Annotated in this window: 17 protein-coding genes; 4 read left to right on the top strand and 13 right to left on the bottom strand. The window is 38.7% G+C overall.

Features of this window, described 5'->3' with window-relative positions; all coding sequences use genetic code 11:
• The coding region (locus HCG49_RS15820; RefSeq protein ID WP_317167511.1) for a Calx-beta domain-containing protein at positions 1-4,616 on the bottom strand (4,616 nt) is incomplete at its 3' end.
• Between the two features lie 491 nt (positions 4,617-5,107).
• On the opposite strand from HCG49_RS15820, the gene HCG49_RS15825 reads away from it, so the two are divergent.
• Positions 5,108-5,656 (top strand): ClpP family protease, encoded by a 549-nt coding sequence (locus HCG49_RS15825; RefSeq protein WP_168470506.1) that lies wholly within the window; start codon positions 5,108-5,110, stop codon positions 5,654-5,656.
• A gap of 62 nt (positions 5,657-5,718) precedes the next feature.
• Here the strand turns inward: HCG49_RS15825 and HCG49_RS15830 are convergent, their stop codons facing one another.
• On the bottom strand, positions 5,719-5,877 hold the full coding sequence (locus HCG49_RS15830; protein WP_143150493.1) for a lmo0937 family membrane protein: 159 nt from the start codon (positions 5,875-5,877) through the stop codon (positions 5,719-5,721).
• A 279-nt stretch (positions 5,878-6,156) separates the two neighbouring features.
• Here HCG49_RS15830 and HCG49_RS15835 point away from each other — a divergent pair, with 279 nt between their 5' ends.
• Positions 6,157-7,497 carry an FAD-dependent oxidoreductase gene (locus HCG49_RS15835; RefSeq protein WP_168470507.1) on the top strand — a complete coding sequence of 447 codons (1,341 nt, stop codon included), beginning with the start codon at positions 6,157-6,159 and terminating at the stop codon, positions 7,495-7,497.
• Positions 7,498-7,577: 80 nt separating this feature from the next.
• Here the strand turns inward: HCG49_RS15835 and HCG49_RS15840 are convergent, their stop codons facing one another.
• Positions 7,578-8,357, bottom strand: coding sequence for a zinc ribbon domain-containing protein (locus tag HCG49_RS15840; RefSeq protein ID WP_168470508.1), 780 nt, complete (start codon positions 8,355-8,357; stop codon positions 7,578-7,580).
• Between the two features lie 2 nt (positions 8,358-8,359).
• On the bottom strand, positions 8,360-9,454 hold the full coding sequence (locus HCG49_RS15845; protein WP_168470509.1) for a Nif3-like dinuclear metal center hexameric protein: 1,095 nt from the start codon (positions 9,452-9,454) through the stop codon (positions 8,360-8,362).
• Positions 9,455-9,503: 49 nt separating this feature from the next.
• Here HCG49_RS15845 and lpxK point away from each other — a divergent pair, with 49 nt between their 5' ends.
• Positions 9,504-10,496, top strand: coding sequence for a tetraacyldisaccharide 4'-kinase (lpxK, locus tag HCG49_RS15850; protein ID WP_168470510.1), 993 nt, complete (start codon positions 9,504-9,506; stop codon positions 10,494-10,496).
• Here the strand turns inward: lpxK and HCG49_RS15855 are convergent.
• The 9 genes from HCG49_RS15855 to HCG49_RS15895 form a co-directional block, all read right to left on the bottom strand.
• Positions 10,483-12,708 carry an ATP-binding protein gene (locus HCG49_RS15855; protein ID WP_240938721.1) on the bottom strand — a complete coding sequence of 742 codons (2,226 nt, stop codon included), beginning with the start codon at positions 12,706-12,708 and terminating at the stop codon, positions 10,483-10,485. The genes lpxK and HCG49_RS15855 overlap by 14 nt on opposite strands.
• Positions 12,705-13,715, bottom strand: coding sequence for a type I glyceraldehyde-3-phosphate dehydrogenase (gene gap / locus HCG49_RS15860; RefSeq protein ID WP_168470511.1), 1,011 nt, complete (start codon positions 13,713-13,715; stop codon positions 12,705-12,707). Before gap ends, HCG49_RS15855 begins: the two co-directional genes overlap by 4 nt.
• Positions 13,716-13,782: 67 nt before the next feature.
• Positions 13,783-14,658, bottom strand: coding sequence for a lipoyl synthase (gene lipA, locus HCG49_RS15865; RefSeq protein WP_168470512.1), 876 nt, complete (start codon positions 14,656-14,658; stop codon positions 13,783-13,785).
• 78 nt (positions 14,659-14,736) lie between these two features.
• On the bottom strand, positions 14,737-15,306 hold the full coding sequence (locus HCG49_RS15870; protein WP_168470513.1) for an RNA polymerase sigma factor: 570 nt from the start codon (positions 15,304-15,306) through the stop codon (positions 14,737-14,739).
• A gap of 26 nt (positions 15,307-15,332) precedes the next feature.
• On the bottom strand, positions 15,333-15,545 hold the full coding sequence (locus HCG49_RS15875) for a membrane or secreted protein (protein WP_168470514.1): 213 nt from the start codon (positions 15,543-15,545) through the stop codon (positions 15,333-15,335).
• Positions 15,546-15,624: 79 nt separating this feature from the next.
• Positions 15,625-16,383, bottom strand: coding sequence for an anti-sigma factor domain-containing protein (locus HCG49_RS15880; protein ID WP_168470515.1), 759 nt, complete (start codon positions 16,381-16,383; stop codon positions 15,625-15,627).
• An 83-nt stretch (positions 16,384-16,466) separates the two neighbouring features.
• The gene (locus HCG49_RS15885; protein ID WP_168470516.1) at positions 16,467-17,036 is read right to left on the bottom strand and encodes an RNA polymerase sigma factor; all 570 of its coding nucleotides are present in this window, start codon (positions 17,034-17,036) and stop codon (positions 16,467-16,469) included.
• A gap of 193 nt (positions 17,037-17,229) precedes the next feature.
• Positions 17,230-18,246 (bottom strand): UDP-N-acetylmuramate dehydrogenase, encoded by a 1,017-nt coding sequence (murB, locus tag HCG49_RS15890; protein WP_168470517.1) that lies wholly within the window; start codon positions 18,244-18,246, stop codon positions 17,230-17,232.
• Complete coding sequence (locus HCG49_RS15895; protein WP_168470518.1) at positions 18,246-19,436, bottom strand: pyridoxal phosphate-dependent aminotransferase; 1,191 nt, start codon at positions 19,434-19,436, stop codon at positions 18,246-18,248. The genes murB and HCG49_RS15895 overlap by 1 nt, the downstream gene beginning before the upstream one ends.
• A 151-nt stretch (positions 19,437-19,587) precedes the next feature.
• On the opposite strand from HCG49_RS15895, the gene HCG49_RS15900 reads away from it, so the two are divergent.
• Positions 19,588-20,919 carry an aspartyl protease family protein gene (locus tag HCG49_RS15900; RefSeq protein ID WP_168470519.1) on the top strand — a complete coding sequence of 444 codons (1,332 nt, stop codon included), beginning with the start codon at positions 19,588-19,590 and terminating at the stop codon, positions 20,917-20,919.
• Positions 20,920-20,922 lie beyond the last annotated feature (3 nt).

The raw sequence follows: 20,922 nt of genomic DNA on the forward strand, positions 1-20,922 counted from the left end.
GCGAAGGCATCTGTTCCCTCTGTCACCGTCACATTGGTATTGGTGAATGCAATTCCGGTTCCCCCTACAGCATCATCATCCAGAATATTCCCAGTAGCGGTGTTGGTAGTGTTTCCATCAACAAACCCAATTCCCAGGTTCGATTGTATGTTCGATAGCTCTACGGTAAAGGCCTCGCTAGGCTCAATGATAGCATCGTCAATAATCGGCACCTGAATTTCGTAGGATTTGATCGTCGGGGTAAAGGTGATGGTGCTGGCAGTAGTCAAGTAATCACTAGGATCTACAGCGGTACCATCGATCGTGGTATAGTCCACGCTAACATTTTCCGAAATATCTCCGGTCAAGGTCACCTCGAATATGGCAAAGGCATCGGTTCCCTCTGTCACCGTCACATTGGTATTGGTGAATGCAATTCCGGTTCCCCCTACAGCATCATCATCCAGGATATTTCCTGTAGCGGTGTTGGTGGTGTTTCCATCAACAAACCCTATTCCCAGGTTCGATTGTATATTGGACAATTCTACGGTAAAGGCCTCGCTAGGCTCTATGATAGCATCGTCAATAATCGGCACCTTAATATCGTATGACTTACTAGAAGGAGTAAAGGTGATGGTATTCGCGGTAGTAGTGTAATCAGTTGGATGCACCGCCGTTCCATTGTTCGTAGTGTAGTCCACGCTAACATTTTCTGATATATCTCCGGTCAAGGTCACTTCGAATATAGCGAAAGCATCGGTTCCCTCTGTCACCGTTACATTGGTATTGGTGAATGCAATTCCGGTTCCCCCTACAGCGTCATCATCCAGGATATTCCCTGTAGCGGTGTTGGTAGTGTTTCCATCAACAAACCCAATTCCCAGGTTCGATTGAATGTTCGATAGCTCTACGGTAAAGGCCTCGCTAGGCTCAATGATAGCATCGTCAATAATCGGCACCTGAATTTCATAGGATTTGATAGTCGGAGTAAAGGTGATGGTGCTGGCAGTCGTCAAGTAATCACTTGGATCTACGGCAGTACCATCGATCGTGGTATAGTCCACGCTAACATCTTCTGAAATATCCCCGGTCAAGGTCACCTCGAATACAGCGAAGGCATCGGTTCCCTCTGTCACCGTTACATTGGTATTGGTGAAGGCAATTCCGGTTCCTGCTATTGCATCATTGTCTAGGATGTTTCCATTTGCCTGTGGGGTAAGAATCCCGATCAGGGTAGTGGACAAGTTGGATAGGTCAACTACGAAATTTTCCGTTGGCTCAATTAAAAGATCATCAATAATGGGTACTGTAATCTCTTTTGTCTCTCCATCGTTTCCAACAAAGGTAAGTGTGTCATAGGTCAAGCTATAGTCATCCGGTTGAACGGCAGAACCATTATTAGTGGTATAATCTAGCGTAAATCCTCCCTGAACGTTTCCGCTAAGCACTACTGTAAAGGTAGCTGTGCCGGCATCTTCGTTTACGGTGATATCGGTATTGTCAAAGCTGATTCCTGTTCCTGCTGTAGCGTCGTTGTCTATAATGGTACCCGTCGCCTGGGCTGTATTTATACTAACAATAGCAGGATCTATATTTGATAGGTTAACTACAAAAGTTTCCGTAGGTTCTATTAGTGTATCGTCAATAATAGGAACTTCAATAGTATGGGATTCGTTATTGTTTCCTTCAAAATATAATTTTCCTTTCGTTAACGTATAATCGCTACCGGCCATAGCAGTTACATTGGCGGTAGTATAGTCTAGCGTAAATCCTCCAAATACCTGTCCTGTAAGTCGTACTGTAAAAATAGCGGTCCCGGCATCTTCGTTTACGATAACATTGGTTTTGTCAAAACTAATTCCCGTTCCTGTAATGGCATCATTATCTATAATGTCAACATTAGCCTGATTGTCCAGAAAACTAATGTCGCCAAAACCAGAGATGCTATTTAGGTTTACCAGGAAGTTTTCTGTGAATTCAATGATATTATCATCGATAACCTCTAAACTGATATTTTGCACCGATCCGTTGGTGGAATTTGCAGGAAAAGTAATTTGCCCTATAGCTTCAACATAGTCGTCGACCTTTATTGCTGAACCATCGGCAGTACTGTATTGGATGGTAAAAGGATCTTGGGTTTTTCCATTCAATGTTACTTGAATATTGAAAATTCCGGCCCCTTCATTAATTTCCATATCGGCGATAGATATGGTCGCAGAATCATTATCTAATATAGTACCCGTTCCAGTGGCTTTATTGATAGGGATTTCTGTGGTAGATAAATTAGAAAGTACAATTGTAAATATTTCCTCATCCTCTACAAATTGGTCTTCTTTTATGGATACAGAAATTGTCTTTTTTTCTCCATGGTTCCCTGAGAAGGACAAAGAAGTAATGCCTATAGCAGTAAAATCGTTAGGGGCAATGGCTGTTCCGTTTACTGAATTATAGTCAACATTAAATCCTCCAGAGACCTTACCGGTAAGGGTTACGGTAAAGTCGGCGGTATTATCTGCTTCATCAACCGTAACATCATATATCTTTAAGCCAATAGGGTCACCATCTTCAGTCACATAGATATATTGCGTATGTACCGTGTCATTACCTGCGCAATCAGAAGCTGTCCAAGTTCTAACGATCGTATATGTTGTGCTTGTGTTGTCACCAATATAGGTTTCTACAAAAGCCACAGATGCATTAATATCACAATTATCGCTAGCGGTTAATGTAGCAGCGCTCGGTATACTGTTATAAGCAGCTACGGTATTCTGAGGAAGTGATTCGACAAATGTGGGCGGGGAAGTATCTACGATGGTAATAACTTGAGTAAACGGATCACTGATCCTACCACAAGCATCGGTAAAAGTCCAAGTATTGGTATAAGTCCCTAAATATCCACATCCCGAAGCTGGTTGGAATACACCAGAAACCTTATTCATGGTGAATTCACAAAACTCGGTAGTAGGAGCTAGCTCTTGGGCATCGCTTAAAGTACCGTTGTCATCACAAGAAACGGTACGATCTAACTCGTTAGCCAAACTAGTCCAATTTACTTGAGCCGGTTTGTTCACAACAACAACACTAGGATCGTGATTGCCAAATCCACAACCATCTTTGGTGCTGGAACTGTTGGTGGTTTGTGGAGTCGTATTAATTTCTCCCTTAAAAGTAGCGGTTGCCTGAACCACAAAATTGGCAGAACATGCAGACTCTAAAAAGTAACATTTCTCCTTAACTTTTACATCAAAGTCTATATTAAATAATGGATCATCAGTATCCACATAACCATTGGCAACAGTAAATGTAAGTGTGTTTCCTGAAATGCCATAACTAACCCCCGCAGGTAAAGGTTTGGTAGCATCAAATTCCACTTCATCGGGTAGGGTAGTGCTGATAACAAGATCTCTAATATTATCATTCCCAGAATTTTTGATGCTGATAGAAAGTGTAGCAATATCCCCAGGGTTATAGGTGCTGTTTGCTGGGGAGGTCGTAAATTCCAACGCACCTAAACTAGGCTCGTAAACTTCAATTGAAAATCCTAATAAATATAGACCATAAGATTCACTACCAGAGGTAGCTCTTAAGGTTGTACTTGTTTGGTTATTGGCAATAAGCAGGTTTCCAGCGTTGTTTAATGGAAAAATGGAAGCATCGTACCCTAAAGTATTGGTACTAGCCGGATTCCTGTTAACAAAATTTGCTCCTTTTAAAGTAATTCTACTATTAAAAAAGTTATCTGCACCCCGCAAGGTTGTGCTTATTTTTTGCCAGGTATTATCTGGTTTTTTGATTTGTAAATTGTCTTTGTCCAACACCCTATCCCCTTCAATAGCACCAAGGATAATATCGGCTTTCACATCACCCGTTGGGATAGATTTAAAACCATCAACCACAAAATCTGTGGTTTGATTGTTATCTACGTGTGCATAGCCGTCAAAAAGGGTAATATTCCTTGTTTGTAATTCTGTAGACTGGTATACAAAAACAATTTGCCATCCGCCAGCAACTCCGTAATTACCACCTCCATGAGGTTGTAAACCTCCAGAAGTAGCCTTTACATTCGCTACTTGGTATTTACCATAAGGGTTGCTTAAATTAAGTACGTCATCGGTAATATCCTTTACGCTTATATAAGGATCATTATGGAAGTGACCGGCTTCATCTCTTCCTCGGTACAAAACTTCATCGGCAGTAATGGTCGTATAGCTGGTTTCACCTGGGAGCATAATTTTAACCTGGTTATGCTGCCAAGTTTCAATGTTATTCGAAACCCCTCCGGCTTCCTTATCGGAAGCGGCCCAATACAAATAGGCTCTTATAAACTCTTTACAAGCCAACCCTGGGTTGGGATCGGTAAGGTTGGCACTACTAGAGTTAAAGGTGCTATTATCAGAGTCTATATCTACATAAACCCTGTCGTTGCTATCTTGGTTATCTCCAGTGCCATTAAAACTATTTGTCTTATGGGCAGACAACATATTGTTAGCGATCATGGTAACATCACCCTGAATAGTGGCATTATATCGAGGCGCAAATGTCTTTTTCACTTGACCGTAGGAACTAAAGACGGCCAGTAAAAAGAATAAAGCTATAAAATAAGGGAACTTAAAATTCCGTATAGTAGAGTTTTGCATAAGCGACTTTTTTTTGATGGATAAATCTTGAGACAATTTGGCTGGTTAAAAAGGCGGTACGCCTTCATATATTTTAATCGAGAAATGAGTCTCGAAATAATCTCGAAACTTTATGTTTTTACGTCTAAAGAGTGTGTATTCCATAGCGAATGAATTTGCAAGTTATAGTACAGTAAATAGGTTAAGTACGTGGGTGAAGTACGGGTAAACCTTGGTAAGAAATTGAAAATAAGCGTTTAATATTGCTATATATTCGACATGTAGCATAGCCCTCGTTAAAAGGTTCTAAATATGGGACGTATATAAACCATCACCTTGGGGAATTGTTCGATAAGTGGACGTTAATTATCTGTGAACTACCTTGTTATTTATTGGGCGATTTTAGAAAAACAATGAAATGGAGGCGTTAATTGCAGTGTAATTAGATGCGAAGAAACTTGGCTTGGTTAAAGGAAATTCATTACATTTGAAACTTAACAAGAAATCAAAAAATGAGTTCAAAAAAAGGAAAAATACAGGAGGCAATTGATGAAAAATTGTTAGACGAAAGAAAAGTGTTTTTATGGGGTATGGTCGATGATGATTCTGCAAAACACGTTATAGATCGTTTATTGTATTTAGATATGCAGAACAATAAGGAGATACAATTGTACATAAACAGTCCGGGAGGGTACGTAACCTCTGGTTTTGCCATGTACGATACCATTAAATCCTTAAAAAGTCCAGTTTCAACTATTTGTTCTGGTTTGGCAGCATCTATGGGTTCTATTTTGTTATCGGTAGGGCAAAAAGGGAGACGTTTTATTCAGCCTCACGCCCAAGTAATGATACATCAGCCTAGTGGAGGTGCTAGAGGACAGGCTTCTAATATTGAAATACAAGCAAGGGAAATTATAAAAACTAGAGAACTCAGCGCTAAAATCCTAGCAGAAAACTGTGGACAGGATTTTGAAAAAGTGATGAAAGATTTCGATAGGGATTTCTGGATGAACGCAGAAGAATCTATTGCATACGGTATTGTAGACGGAGTATTGGAATAAGACGTTATAGAAAAGCACCACTTAATAAAAAACCAAGTGGTGCTTTTTTTAAAATAATGAAACTAAAGCCTTTTTCCTGTCGCTAGCCGATATAATAATCCAATAACCGCTAAGACTAGTAAAATGTGGATGAGATTGCCTACGGCTTCGCCGAATCCAATATAACCCACTAACCAACCAATAATTAACAATACAATAAGAATCGAAACGATATCTCTCATAATAGGGTGTGTTTTAGGTTCTTATAAATGTAAGAAAAATTATTATGAGTTTGCTAAAAAAGCAAAAAGTCCTTCACACTATGAATGTGAAGGACTTTTTTATATATGGACGCCGAAGCGGTGTGTAAGATATCTACGCACGAATCCCTGAATTTGGATGTTAGCCTATAAAATATATTTTTCATTAAGATTGTGATGTTATGCTAGCTTTTCCTCGATGTTACTTAATTTTAGTACTTTTATGGCTTTAACCATAAGATTTTTCCTTTTCACATTATTATGACACAAACTCCCAAAACAATTGCCATTATCGGTTCCGGATTAGTTGGTTCTTTATTGGCAATTTATCTTCGGAAGCTAGGACACACTATTACCGTATTTGATCGTAGACCGGACATCCGAAATGTAAAATTTTCTGGCCGATCTATTAATTTGGCCATGAGCAATAGGGGTTGGAAGGCCTTGAGGGAGGTCGGTATTGAAGATCAGATTAAGGAATTAGGGATTCCCTTAGATAAACGTGCTATTCATGTTTTGGGGCAAGAGGAGTATTACCAAAAATACGGCAAGGAAGGAGAGGCTATCTGGTCTATTTCAAGAGGGGTGTTAAATCGTAAAATGATCGAACTGGCCGAGAAAGAAGGAGTGGAGTTCCGTTTTAACGAAAAGGTATGGGATGTAAACTTGTCAGAAGGTAAAATATATACGGGCGAGACAGAAAAAGGAGCCTGGGAAGAATATACCTATGATATTGTTTTTGGATGTGATGGGGCTTTTTCACGTGTGCGCCATAAAATGCAACGACGAAGTAGGTTCGATTATTCCCAAGATTTTATAGATGTTGGTTATAAAGAACTCACAATACCTGCCAAAGCTGACGGCTCACATAAATTAGAAAAGAATTCTTTTCATATTTGGCCTAGAGGAAAGTTCATGTTTATCGCTATGCCTAATTTAGATGGTAGTTTTACATGTACCCTGTTTTTGCCTTTTGAAGGTAAGGAGTCTTTTGAGAGTATCAATACTAAGGAAAAGGCAGAAGAGTTCTTCGCTACCCACTTTCCTACTGCAGCTGATAAGATAGAAAATTTGGCCGAAGATTTTTTTACCAATCCAACCAGCGCATTGGTCACTATGAAATGCTTTCCATGGACCTATTGGGATAAAGTTGCCTTGGTAGGCGACTCGGCCCATGCCATAGTTCCTTTTTATGGACAAGGGATGAATGCAGGTTTTGAAGATATATTTGAGTTAAATAGGATTATAGCCCGATATGGTGACGATTGGGAAAAGATCTTTGAGGAGTATCAAAAGGATCGGAAGCCTAATGCCGATGCTATTGCTGAACTGAGTTATAGGAATTTCATGGAAATGAGCAGTAAAACGGCAGATCCTAAATTTTTATTACAGAAAAAAATCGAAAAGGCATTTGCGGATAAATATCCCGAAAAATGGATTCCATCCTATTCTAGGGTTACCTTTTCCGATCAGCCTTATGTCGATGCCCTAGCCATAGGGGATGCCCAAGAGGAAATTATGAAACAAGTGATGCAGCTGCCCAATATAGCCGATATTTGGGATAGCAAGGAGGTTGAAGATACTATTTTGAGACTGCTTTAGAAGCATTAAAATAAAGTGTTATAAACAAAAAAGCCATCTTATTTAATAAGATGGCTTTTTTGTTTTAATAAGCTTACTTTCTATAACTTAGAAAAGTAAGCCTGCATTTTTTCTTGCTCTTCTTCAGCTAAAACAGGGTCAACCAAAATTCTACCACTGTGTTCGTCACTGATTATTTTTTTGCGAGAAGCAATCTCTACTTGTACCTGCGGTGGAATTGTAAAGAAAGAACCTCCAGAAGCACCTCTTTCGATAGGAACTACTGCCAATCCGTTCTTAACATTATTACGGATTCTTTTGTAAGCTTTTACTAAACGGTCCTCTATTTGCGTTTGAAATTCTTCAGATTTTTTTAGAAGTGCTATTTCTTCTTTTTCAGTTTCTGCCAAAATATTGTTCAATTCACTCTTCTTGTGCTTTAAGTGTGAATCTCTTTCGCTTAAACGTTCTTTAGTAGAAGAAATAATTTCTTTCTTTTGTTCTATTTGAGCCTTAAACTCCTTAATGTTCTTCTCGGCTAATTGAATTTCCAACTCTTGAAATTCGACTTCTTTGGTTAAAGAGTTAAATTCCCTGCTGTTACGAACATTCTTTTGTTGTTCAGCATATTTTTTAATTAAAACCTTAGCCTCGTCCATAAGGTTCTTTTTGGCTGTAATTTCGAAGTTAATGGTCTCAACATCAGTTTTCAACTTATCGAGTCTTGTTTTAAGGCCAAGAACCTCGTCTTCTAAATCTTCTACCTCTAGGGGTAATTCCCCTCTAACGTTTCTTATCTCATCAACTCTAGAATCGATTAATTGCAAGTCATATAATGCTCTTAACTTTTCTTCTACCGTTGCTTCTGTCTTTGTTGCCATATTTAAAAATACTTGATGGGATTTGTTTTACTCTCCGAGAGAGAGATTGCAAAATTAGCAATTTTTTTTGTAAGAAAGTCAACTATCAGATTTTTTGTAAATTGCTCTGTTTCATAGTGGCCAATATCGGCCAATAGTATTTTGCCTTCTGCTTCGTAAAATTGGTGGTACTTTAGGTCCGCTGTGATGAAAATATCAGCGTTTGTGGCCTTTGCCGCTGAAATGGCAAAAGAGCCGCTACCCCCTAATACCGCAACTTTCCGAATATCCTTTCCTAGGAATTCGGAATGTCGGATGCAAGAAACATTCATTTTTTTCTTAATAAAAGCAAAAAAATCGGCTTCAGACATGGGTTTGTCCAGATATCCGACCATTCCCATGCCGATATTTTGGTTGATATTTTCTAAAGTCTGAATTTCATAAGCGACTTCTTCATACGGATGATGGTTAAATAGCGCCTTCAAAATTTTTGCTTCATTGGCCTTGGGAAAAGTGATGTTTAGCTGGGACTCTTCCTCGTAATGGGTGGTCCCTATTTCTCCCTTTACCGGATTGGCATCCGAGTTAGGTTTGAAGCTTCCGACTCCTTGAGTAGCGAAACTACAATGACTATAATTGCCAATATTACCGGCCCCAGCATCGAATAGAGCTTGTTTTAAGGCGTTTTCATTGGATTTGGGCACGTAGGTAGTCAATTTTTTTATGGTCCCTTTCTGGGGCATTAAAATGCTTGGGTTGCTCAGCCCTAGTATATCACAAATTTTTGCATTAACACCCCTGTGGCTGTTGTCCAATGCCGTGTGCATACTGTAAATGGCAATGTTGTGCCGAATCGCTTTTATCACCACACGTTCTACGTAATTGGCACCGTTGAGTTTTTTTAAACCACTGAAAATAATGGGGTGGAAACTTACGATTAGATTACATTTTTTAAGAATTGCCTCGTCTACGACCTTTTCCAAGGTGTCCAAGGTTACCAATACTCCGGTGACCTCGGTCTGCTTATCTCCAACCAATAATCCTACGTTGTCAAAATCTTCGGCATAGGGTAAGGGAGCTAGCTCTTCAAGGATGTCAATAACTTCTTTTACGATCATTTTTCATTTTTATAGTATATCAAAGATAAAATATTATAATTTCGTTCTAATGCAGCTATTGAGAAAATTATTATTCCCCGTTTCGTTAGTATATGCCATGGTGGTATATGTCCGAAATTATCTTTATGACATAGGAGTTTTTAACTCCTCAAAATTTAAGGTTAAGACAATATGTGTTGGTAACCTGAGTGTTGGAGGTACTGGAAAAACCCCGATGATAGAATTTTTGGTGTCACGTTTAAAACAATCCCAAAAAGTAGCGGTGTTAAGCCGTGGATACGGACGTAAATCTAAAGGCTTTGTTTTGGCAAAGCCTGGTGTATCCGTAGAGACGCTGGGTGATGAGCCCTTTCAAATTTTTAAAAACTTCCCAGAGATCGTGCTAGCCGTTGATGCGGATAGGCGTAATGGGATTTCTATCTTGGAAAAAACAAAAGAAGTTGATGTTGTCTTGTTAGATGATGCCTATCAACACAGGAAGGTAAGTTGTGATTGTTATATATTACTAACAGCCTATTCTAATTTATATGTAGACGATTGGTATATGCCTACAGGCAGCTTAAGGGATAGTAAGAGGGAAGCTAGGCGGGCCAATATAATAATAGTTACCAAATGCCCTAAGGATTTAAATACAGCCCAACAGCAGTTGATCTTGAAAAAATTGAAGCCCAGAGATGATCAAAATGTGGTGTTTAGTTATTTAGATTATAGCAACGACTTAAAAGGTGACAAAGACCTAATGCCCTTGGAAAATGTGAGGGGTAAGAAGATTACCTTGGTTACCGGTATTGCAAACCCGACGCCGCTGGTAACTTATTTGACAGAAAAAGAAGTACAACTAGAGCATTTGGCTTTTAGGGATCACCATTTTTTTTCAGACAAAGAAATTGCTCTTATGAATACAAAAGAAATGGTACTTACTACCGAAAAAGATTATGTCAGGCTAAAAGGAAAAGTAGCTAACCTTTACTATATTGGAGTTACCCATAAATTTTTGAACAAGGGAGAACAACAGCTTTTAGAAGAAATTACGAAACACTAGTATTGTTTTTAGTATCAAAAATGTTCTCGCCAATTTTCTGATAGAATACCTCTGGCCTAAATGGCTTGGTGACTACATCATTGACACCAGCGGCAAAGAAACTTTCCAAACTATCATCCAAAGAGATAGCAGTAAGGGCAATAATAGGGATTAACCGATTAAATTTTCTTATTTCAATTGTAGCTTCATCACCACTTATTCCAGGCATATGGATATCCATTAAAATACCGTCGTAATAATTGTTCTTTACCATATCAATGGCTTCCATGCCGTTGTTGGCAATGTCACAACTAATTTCCTTCTTATTGAGCATCTTTTTGGTAATGACCTGGTTTATTTTATTGTCTTCTACAATAAGCATGTGCAATCCCTTAAAATCGTAATCTCTTGGGACGTTTTCAAAGGGAGTATCATCGTTTAAATCCTTGTTGCTCTTTAGTGCTATTTCAAAGAAAAAGGAACTTCCCTTTCCTAATTCACTTTTAAGGTGAATTTTACTGCCAAATTGGTTTAATAAGCTCTTAACAATAGTAAGTCCAAGACCTGTACCTCCATATTCCCTGTTTATTTGAACGGAGCCTTGCTCAAAGCTTTCAAAAATCGTTTTCTGTCTATCTGGGGTAATTCCTATACCATTATCTTTTACCTCGAAATAAAGTATGGCTTCATCAATTTCTTTTTTAACCAATTTGCCGATGACTTGGACTTCTCCACCTCTGGTAAACTTAATGGCATTCCCTATAAGATTGATGAATACTTGGGATAATTTTAAGGGATCGCCTAATAGATGCGACGGTATATTGTTGTCGAAATCTAATTTAATGACCGTGTTGTTTTCCTTGGCGCTTTGTTGTAATGAATTGATAACCTCCCACAATATTTTTTGAATGTTAAAATCAATTTTTAAGGCTTCGGATTTTTGGGCGTCAATCTTATTTATTTGAAGTATATCATTTATAAAATTTAACAAGTAATCTCCCGAATATTTTAGGGACTTCAAATGTTCTTTTTGACTGGGGCTTGGATTTTCTTCCAATAGCAGGTGAGTCAGTCCGGTTACAGCATACAGGGGCGTCCTTAATTCATGACTTACGGTCGATAAAAAGTTGGTTTTGGCCTCCATAGCCTGAACAGCAGCATCGGTAGCAGCCTGTAATTCACGGTTCTTGGTTTGTAAAAGATCGTTGGTCTTTACTTTTATCTGATTATTTCTGTACAAGGATACTGCCAATAATGAGATGATCGTTAAAAATGCGGAAGTTAAAATAGCAGTGATCTCTGACCGGTTGGCCGATTTGTTAAGATCTTCAATTTTGGCTTCCTGTTTTTTAATCTCCTCGTTCATGATGGTGAACTGTATCTTTTCTGCTGTTTTTTCCTCAGCCTTTACTTTTTCGATCGTTAAAACGGAATCCTTAATATTTACAATGTCGTTAGTGTAAGATAGTGCGGTTTGAAAATTGCCGATATTTCGGTTCACTTCACTTAAAAGCCTGTTTGCCTCTACCATTTCCTCGTAAAATCCATGCTGTTTGGCTAAGGACAAGGCGCTTTCTGCATTCTTGATGCTTTCTTCAATTTGAACTGTATGGTGGTAAACCTCGGCAAGCTTAAGGTATGAAATAGTGGTTAAATAGTCTTTTTCATATAAGTCCGAGTTAACAAGGAGCGAATTGAAATTCTTTATCGCATCATCATATTTTTCCAATTTCATAAAAATGACCCCTTCCAAAAAAAGAATATGGTTCAGCAGATTGCGGTCGTTGTTAAGCTTTTGGGCTTCGTACAACTTGGATTTGGCAAGGAAATTTTTTCCTATCCGATACGACCTGATAGCTTCGATATATTTATGAACAGCATTTCCATAAGGGTAAGCAATATCCTTTAGGAGCGATTGAGCCCTTTCCCAGTAAAATTTAGAAGTATCGTCTTTATTCATTTTTGAATAAAGAAGGGCAAATTTATGGTAGCAGTCTATTAATGATTTGGTATCCTTGTTTTCATTGGCGATAGTAATGGCTTTGTTAAGGCTTTCTAAAGCGAGAATTGTTTGGTTTGTATTTCCGTAGTCCCTCGCTTGATCAAAATAATATTCGATAGTATTGGTTTCCGCAGTCGGCATCTCTTGGGAGTGGCCCATGCTTGGAAATAGCAGCACGGCCATTAATAAGAGTATTGTAAGCGGTTTTATATGTCGAAATATTATTTTCAAAGGTATTTCTTCCTAATTAATAGGTTTATGATATCTACGAGCCTACTGCTGTAACCGGATTCGTTGTCGTACCAACCAATGATCTTTACCATTTTTCCAATCACCGAGGTCATCAAAGAATCAAACGTACAAGAATAATAACTATTGTTTATATCAATAGAAACTATAGGATCTTTAGTGTAATATAGGATGTTTTTTAATTCCTGTTGTGAACTTTGGTAAAAAGCTTCATTTATTTCTTCTATGGAAGCAGATTTTTTTACGTTAAAAGTGATATCTGTCAAGGACCCATTTGGTACGGGTACTCTAATGCCACAGCCTCCAATTACATCTGACAATTCAGGGAAAATTCTTGTCAAAGCCTTGGCTGCGCCCGTGGTGGTCGGGACTATAGATTGTGCCGCTGCTCTAGCCCGTCTGAGGTCCCTATGAGGCTGATCGTGCAAGCTTTGATCGGTCGTATAGGAATGGATAGTAGTGATGTAGGCCTGCTCAATACCGCATAAGTCCTTTATGACCTGTATCATAGGTGCCGCATTATTGGTGGTACAAGAAGCTGCCGATATAATATGGTCTTCCTTATACAGGGTGTCGTCATTGATACCGTATACGATCATTTTTAGGTCGTCTTCCTCAGGAGGAACAGAAAGAATAACTTTTTTGGCGCCATTGTCGAGGTGGTACTGTAGAATATCCTTTTTCTTGAATTTTCCGGAGCATTCCACAACAATATCTACTTGGTGATTAGACCAAGGGATGTCTTTTGGGCTTGCAAAATTTAGCAGTGCAATGGGGCAGTCATCAACGATGATATGCCCCTTATCGTGTGTTATTTCCTTTTGGAAAACACCGTGGATGCTATCGTATTTTAATAGATGGGCTAGGGTATAGCTATCCGCTACATCATTTATGGCAACCACGTTTAAATGGGGTTGGTTGCTAAGCAGTCTAAAAAGCGTACGTCCTATTCTACCAAAGCCGTTTATGCCTATGTTGATTTTCTTCATTTGACTAAAAGCCAATCCTTCTTTATTAAAAAAGAGAAAGCGACTATAATTAAGACGTATAAATTAATTACTCAATATGCTTGTGAGCCTTATAGGACGAACGTACCAAAGCACCACTTTCTACATGTCTAAAACCTAATTTTAGACCTATTTCTTCATATTTTTTGAATTGTTCTGGCAAAATAAATTCTTTTACCGGAAGGTGTTTTTTAGATGGTTGTAAGTATTGCCCAATGGTCACTACATCTACATTGGCTCGTCTAAGGTCTTCCAAGGTTTCTATGACTTCTTCTTCCCTTTCTCCTAGCCCTAGCATAATACCCGACTTGGTCCTGTTGGCACCGTTGTCTTTTAAGTATTTTAATACCCCTAAACTCCGCTCGTATTTTGCCTGTATACGTACCTCTCTAGTCAGTCGTTTTACGGTTTCCATGTTATGGGAAACAACTTCTGGGGCTACGGCTATAATTCGGTCTAGATGAGTTTCTATGCCTTGGAAATCGGGGATTAAGGTTTCTAAGGTAGTCGTTGGGTTCATTCTTCTAATGGCCTTCACGGTTTCTGCCCACATAATAGACCCCATATCCTTTATGTCGTCACGGTCTACCGAAGTAATAACGGCATGCTTAATGCTCATTAATTTTATAGATCTCGCTACCTTTTCTGGTTCTTCCCAATCTAAATCTTCTGGGCGTCCTGTTTTAACACCACAAAAACCACAAGAACGGGTACAGATATTTCCTAAAATCATAAATGTGGCCGTTCCTTCCCCCCAACACTCTCCCATATTGGGACAACTGCCCGAAGTACATATGGTGTGAAGGTTATATTTATCTACCAGTCCCCTTAGTTGGGTGTATTTTTTGCCAGTTGGAAGTTTAACACGAAGCCATTTCGGCTTGCCCTTAGGTGGAATTACACTTTCAATCGTTTCAGTACTCATAGTGTGATTTTGTGCAAATATACAAAATGGTAATAAGTAAAAATACGATTTGAGAGCAAAGTATAGGAAAGCTTTTTCCTATTGCTTTTGGGTGGTAATTACCTCGGCCAATAATTTTTTGGCCCTAAGAAGTTTTACCTTAATATTGTTGATTGGTTCGCCCAGTTTTTCGGCAATTTCGGCATAGGAAAGTTCGTGGAAATATCGAAGGTTTATGACTTCCTGGTAATGGGGCTTTAACTTCTTTATATACCCCAATAAGGCTGCTAAATTTTGTTCGGTAATAAGGCTGTCTTCGGCTGATGGAGCATCGTCCAAAGCTTTTTGTACCACATCATTATTTCGGCCTTCACTGCTTTCTAGAATATTCCTTTTTCTTTTTCGAATAAGGTCTACATGAAGGTTTTTGGAAATTGTGATCAGCCAAGTCTTAAACTCGTAAGAATCGTCAAAGGAATGTATTTTGTCAAAAGCCTTTGAAAAGGTTTGGATGGTAATGTCTTCGGCATCATTCTCGTTTTTGGTGCGGATTAACTGAAAACCATAAACGTCGTTCCAGAAATAGTCCAATAGACTACTAAAGGCTATCTGATTGCCCTGTTTAGCTTTATCTATAAGTTTGTGAAGCGTTTCTTCGTTTTTATCCAAAATAAGGGTTTAGAGGAAACTGGGATTTAACGTATAGCATCGGTTGCGTCGTCCTTTTTACAATCCTGTTCGGTGGGGAGTTTACCACAAAATCCACATGCTTCGCCTTCTTTGTTTAAAAACGGATTTTGGCTAGCACAGGTCCCGGCAAATTTACCGTCTTTTTTGGACCAAATTTTGATGGCGATACCTGCAAAAGCAAGTGCCAATAAGCCTACGGTTAAAAGTAATAATTTCATATCCTTGCAATTGTTTGTGCAAAGATATGAAAATTATAACCTTCCAAAAAGGTTTGGGAATTCTTTAAGTATATAGAAATTAGTAGTCAATATTAGCTACTATATTTTCTGTGGTAGGGGTAGAATTACCGCCAGTAGGCTCAATGGTAATGTATCCGATAGCGTTTTCGCCATAGGGGAGGGGCATAAGCTTCTCGCTGTCATTTGCTTCTTGAACGATTCCCAAATTAATCATTTGCCCATTGACTTCTGCCCACATTTGATAGCATTTGTTGTCTGGTAAATTAGGCAATTTACTAAGGTTGATATAGGATAGTTTTTTAACCGGGTTAACATACGCTACAGCCTTTAGTTCTTTCGCTTTTTCATTGCCATTAACCTTAAGGCGTTTGGTCTTAGGGTTGTTGAGGACAATAAACTGATTCCTTACCTCTTCCAACTGTAACCTCATGTTTTCCTCTAAGGTTTGAATCTTGTTGTTTACGATATGGTTTTCTTCTTGTAGACTTTGATTTTGGTTCCAAAAGAAATAGGAAGCACCGGCAAATACCAAAGCAGAAAAACTGGCTGCTACGGCATATTGATAGAATTTTGTTCGCCTAACATTGTCGGATTTTACCCTGTTAAGAATTCTTTCCTTCAATCCTTCTGGGGGAGATATGGCATGAAGTTTGGCGAACATTTCTAGGTTTTCCTGAAGTTCATCGTAGGTTTCCCGAACCTCAGGGTGCATTGCAATGTATCGTTCTACTTGCATGGACTCTTCTTGGGTAGTGTTGCCAAGAAGATACTTCTCTAGAAGGTCTGTGTCCAAAAATATTCGGATTTTTTCTTTCATTACTATTTTATTCTTGCCTTATTAGATAAATAAGCCCTGTAACCTACGGGAACCTTCCCGCAACCTGACAGAGCAGTGTTGTTTTATTGTGTTAGCAAACGTACAAGAAACACTAAGGCGACCGAAGCGCCATATATTTTTCTTAATTCCCTTAATCCAATTTTCAATCTAGATTTTATAGTGCCCAAGGGTATGTTTAACTCTTCGCTAGCTTCTTGTTGGGTCATTCCTTGAAAAAATAAAGCGTCTAATACTATTTGGTACTTAGGGTCAATTTTTTCCAAATTTTCTTGAACGTCGATTAAATCGGGTTTTATGCCTTCACTTCCAAGACTATATACGTCGGAAATATCCATTTGGATCTCCTTTTCAGATTTAGTGTTGGCACTTCTAAGTTTATCTATGGCAGTGTTACGGGTTATTCTAAAGAGCCAAGTAAAAAGTTTAGCCTTGGTGGGGTCGTAGGAGTCAGATTTTTTCCAAATTTTCACAAAACTTTCCTGCAAAATATCTTGGGCTAAATCCTCATTGCGTACTACTTTGAAAGCCACCCCGTACAAGGCGTCACCATAGTGTTCATACAGTAACGAAATGGCTTTTTCATTGCGTTCTTTGAGAAGTTCGGCAATATGGTTTTCAAGTAATATGCTCATACCTAGGGTGGTTTTACCAAAAGTTTAAATCCAATCATCCAATACGGTAATTATACCGTATATAAAAGTGTGCTTTGCTTATAGACCAAGCTTAGCATCATAGGTTCATTTAATTAATCTACAGCTGGTAACTGTGTATTAATTTTTTGGTTAGATTGGTTTGGTATAGCCCCTGGATGATAAAGTGCAGGGGCTATTTTATTATATTAACTTCCGGGTTGATACGTATATTAAACCTTTGTAAAACGGCTGTCATAATGGTGTTGGCCAAAGCTATTATTTCGGCTCCGCTAGCATTGCCATAATTGACTAAAACCAAGGCTTGGTTTTTATGAATTCCCGCATCGCCAAATCGTTTTCCCTTAAATCCACACTGCTCTATTAGCCAGCCAGCCGGAATCTTGTATTCGTTTTCCGATACTTTATAAAAAGGCGCCTCGGGCCAATTTATAGTAAATTTATCAAATTCTTGTTTGTTAATTATCGGATTTTTAAAGAAACTTCCGCTGTTGCCCAGTTCTTTAGGGTCCGGTAACTTGCTTTTTCTTATCGCTACTACCGCATTCGATATATCCTTAATACTAGGATTGTCAATATTTTGTTGTTGAAGCTCGGATTCTATAGCACCATAAGCAACGTTTTTTTTATGGTTTCTTTTGGTGAGTTTAAAGCATACGGAGGTAATCACGAACTTTCCTTTGCCTTCGTTTTTAAAATAAGAATCGCGATACCCAAATTGGCAAGCTTCCCTATCAAAGGTACTCAATTTTAAGGTGTCTATTTCTAAAGCTTCACAACTTATAAAGGAATCTTTTAGTTCTACCCCATAGGCCCCGATGTTCTGTATGGGCGCAGTTCCGGTATTGCCAGGTATCAGGGACAGATTTTCCAAGCCGCCATAATTCTGTTCTAATGTCCAAAGTACCATCTCGTGCCAGTTTTCCCCAGCATTAACTTTTAGGATAACGTGGTCGTCATCTTCAGAGATAACCGAAATGCCTTTAATATTGATATACAATACCACGGCATTTATATCTTTGGTAATTAATATGTTGCTGCCTCCACCTAGGATAAAAATATCGTCATGCCGATATAATTCCAGGGCTTGTAAGAGTGCTTCCATAGAGGATACCTCAAGGAAGCACTTAGTTTTGACATCGATTCCAAATGTATTGTACTCTTTTAAGGAAAAGTCTTTTTGAACCATCATTAAGACTTATAGACTTTAAGCGCTTCTTTTAAAATAGAAACGGCCCGTATGAGTTCTTGTTTTTCCAATACATAGGCAATGCGTATTTGTTTGGTTCCCAATCCTTCCGTAGCGTAAAATCCGGCTGCCGGGGCAACCATTACGGTTTCTCCATCTACATTGAAATCTTCTAGTAACCATTGGGCAAAAGTGTCCGAATTGTCTATGGGAAGTTCAGCAATACAATAAAAGGCCCCTTGTGGCGCTGCTACTTTAATACCTTCTATCTTCTTGAGTTCGGAGATCAAGACATTTCTGCGGGCCACATATTCCTGCTTTACGTCATCAAAATACTGTTGTGGAGTATCCAAAGCCGCTTCACTGGCAATTTGGGCGTAAGTAGGTGGCGATAGTCTGGCCTGTGCAAATTTTAGGGCCGTTTTAATGAACTCCTTGTTTCTGGAAACCAAATAACCTATTCGCGCTCCGCACATGCTATATCTTTTCGATACACTATCTACAATAATAGCATTCTCCTCAAGACCCTCTTCCTGTAAGATAGAATAGTGTTCCTTCCCGTCATAGGTGAACTCTCTGTATACCTCGTCGGCTATTAAAAACAAATTGTGCTTTTTTACGATCTTGGCCAGCTTTTTTATCTCTTCCCTACTGTAAAGGTAGCCAGTAGGGTTCCCTGGGTTACATATAAGGATAGCCTTGGTATTTGGCGTAATTAATTTTTCAAATTCCTCAATGGGAGGGAGGGCGAAATTGGTTTCTATATGCGATACTACCGGTACTACCTTAATGCCTGCGGCTGTGGCAAAACCATTGTAGTTGGCATAAAAAGGTTCCGGAATAATAATCTCGTCTTCCGCATCGGCTATTGTACCCATGGTAAAAGACAAAGCTTCGGAACCACCTGTGGTAACGATAATATCTTGTGCCGATACATGAATATCGTTCTTGGCGTAATATTGCGCTATCTTTTCCCTATAGGTGTCAGAACCTTCTGTGCGGCTATAGGATAAAATATCCATGTCGCAATTCTTAATTGCATCTAGGGCTATTTGCGGAGTTTTAATGTCGGGCTGTCCAATGTTAAGGTGAATAACCTTAATTCCTCTTTTTTTAGCTTCTTCAGCAAAAGGAACTAATTTTCTAATGGGGGATTCAGGCATTAATAGCCCTTTACGTGATATTGTAGGCATATGGGTTGGAATTTTTAGCAAAAATGGGAAATCGACATGGACTATCCAATATAACCTCCCTTTTTGATGTCGTATTTAATGTTAATGTTCGTGCTTTCGCAAAAATTAGTTCGTAAATTTAAGATAATCAGTTGGTAAAAATAAAGCACTCATGAATATTTTAAGGTATTTAATTTACCTTATATGGTGTCTTCCCATACTACTGCCAGCACAAGAATATAAGTTGCCCCGTGGAGAAAGATATCAGAAGGTTAAATTCAAATTAGTAAATAACCTCATTGTCCTTCCCGTGGAAGTGAATGGGGCAAAGCTCTCGTTTATTCTTGATTCCGGTGTGTATAAACCTATTCTTTTTAATATATCCGATAAAGATTCTGTTCAGATTAATAATGTAACCGAAGTGACCATTAGGGGGCTTGGAGATGGAGAACCTATTAGTGCCCTAAAGTCTTCTAATAATGTGTTTAAAATAGGCAAGAGTGTTAATTATGATCAATTGCTGTATATAGTGATGGATAAGGATATTAATTTCTCGCCTAAACTAGGAATGGCTATTCACGGGATTATAGGGTATGATCTTTTTCGGGATTTTGTGGTTAAAATTAATTATGGATCACAAACAATCAAACTATATGATCCGGAAAACTATACCCCTCCCAAAAAAACTAAAAGCGAAACTCTGCCCTTGGTGGTAGAAAATAATAAGGCATATATACAGGGTACGGTTTTTCTGAAAGACAACAAACCTATTCCTGTTAAATTATTGATAGATACTGGGAGTAGCGATGCTGTTTGGCTTTTCGAAAATAACACTAAAGGTATAGGCCTGCCCGAAAACAGTTATGAAGACTTTTTGGGGCAAGGGTTAAGTGGAAAAGTCTTCGGAAAAAGAACTAAGATCGAAGGAGTTTCTTTGGGGACATTTCACTTCAAGGATGCCAAAGCGGCTTTTCCTGATATGGAATATTATAGTATCCTTGGAGCCATGGGCGATAGGGATGGCAGTTTGGGAGGTGAAATTTTAAAAAGGTTTTCAGTAGTATTCGATTATCACAATCAGCAAATATCCCTAAAAAAGAACGGCTATTTTAAAGATCCCTTCCATTTTAACTTAAGTGGGTTGGATATACAACATAACGGTGTTCGCTATATTTCGGAAAGTATAACCGATGGCAGAGGGGTGGTTATAAACGATGAAGAGTCTTTTGGGGATGTGCAGATATTGTTCGAAGGTAAAACCAGACTTAGTTTGGTGCCCGAAATTGTTGTTTCTGGGATAAGGGCCGGTAGTCCTGCCCAAGAAGCAGGGCTGAAGGAAGGAGATATTATCCTTTCGGTCAATGGTAAAAAGATCTATGATTACAAGCTTCAGGAAATTATAAAAATGCTCAATGATAAGCAAGGGAAACGGGTTAAGGTGCTTATAGAGCGGTACAATAAAGACATGCTCTTTAGTTTTGTTTTAAAGGATATGTTTAAATAAAAA

Origin of the sequence: Arenibacter sp. 6A1 (genome assembly GCF_012272855.1) — a bacterium.
GTDB lineage: Bacteria > Bacteroidota > Bacteroidia > Flavobacteriales > Flavobacteriaceae > Arenibacter.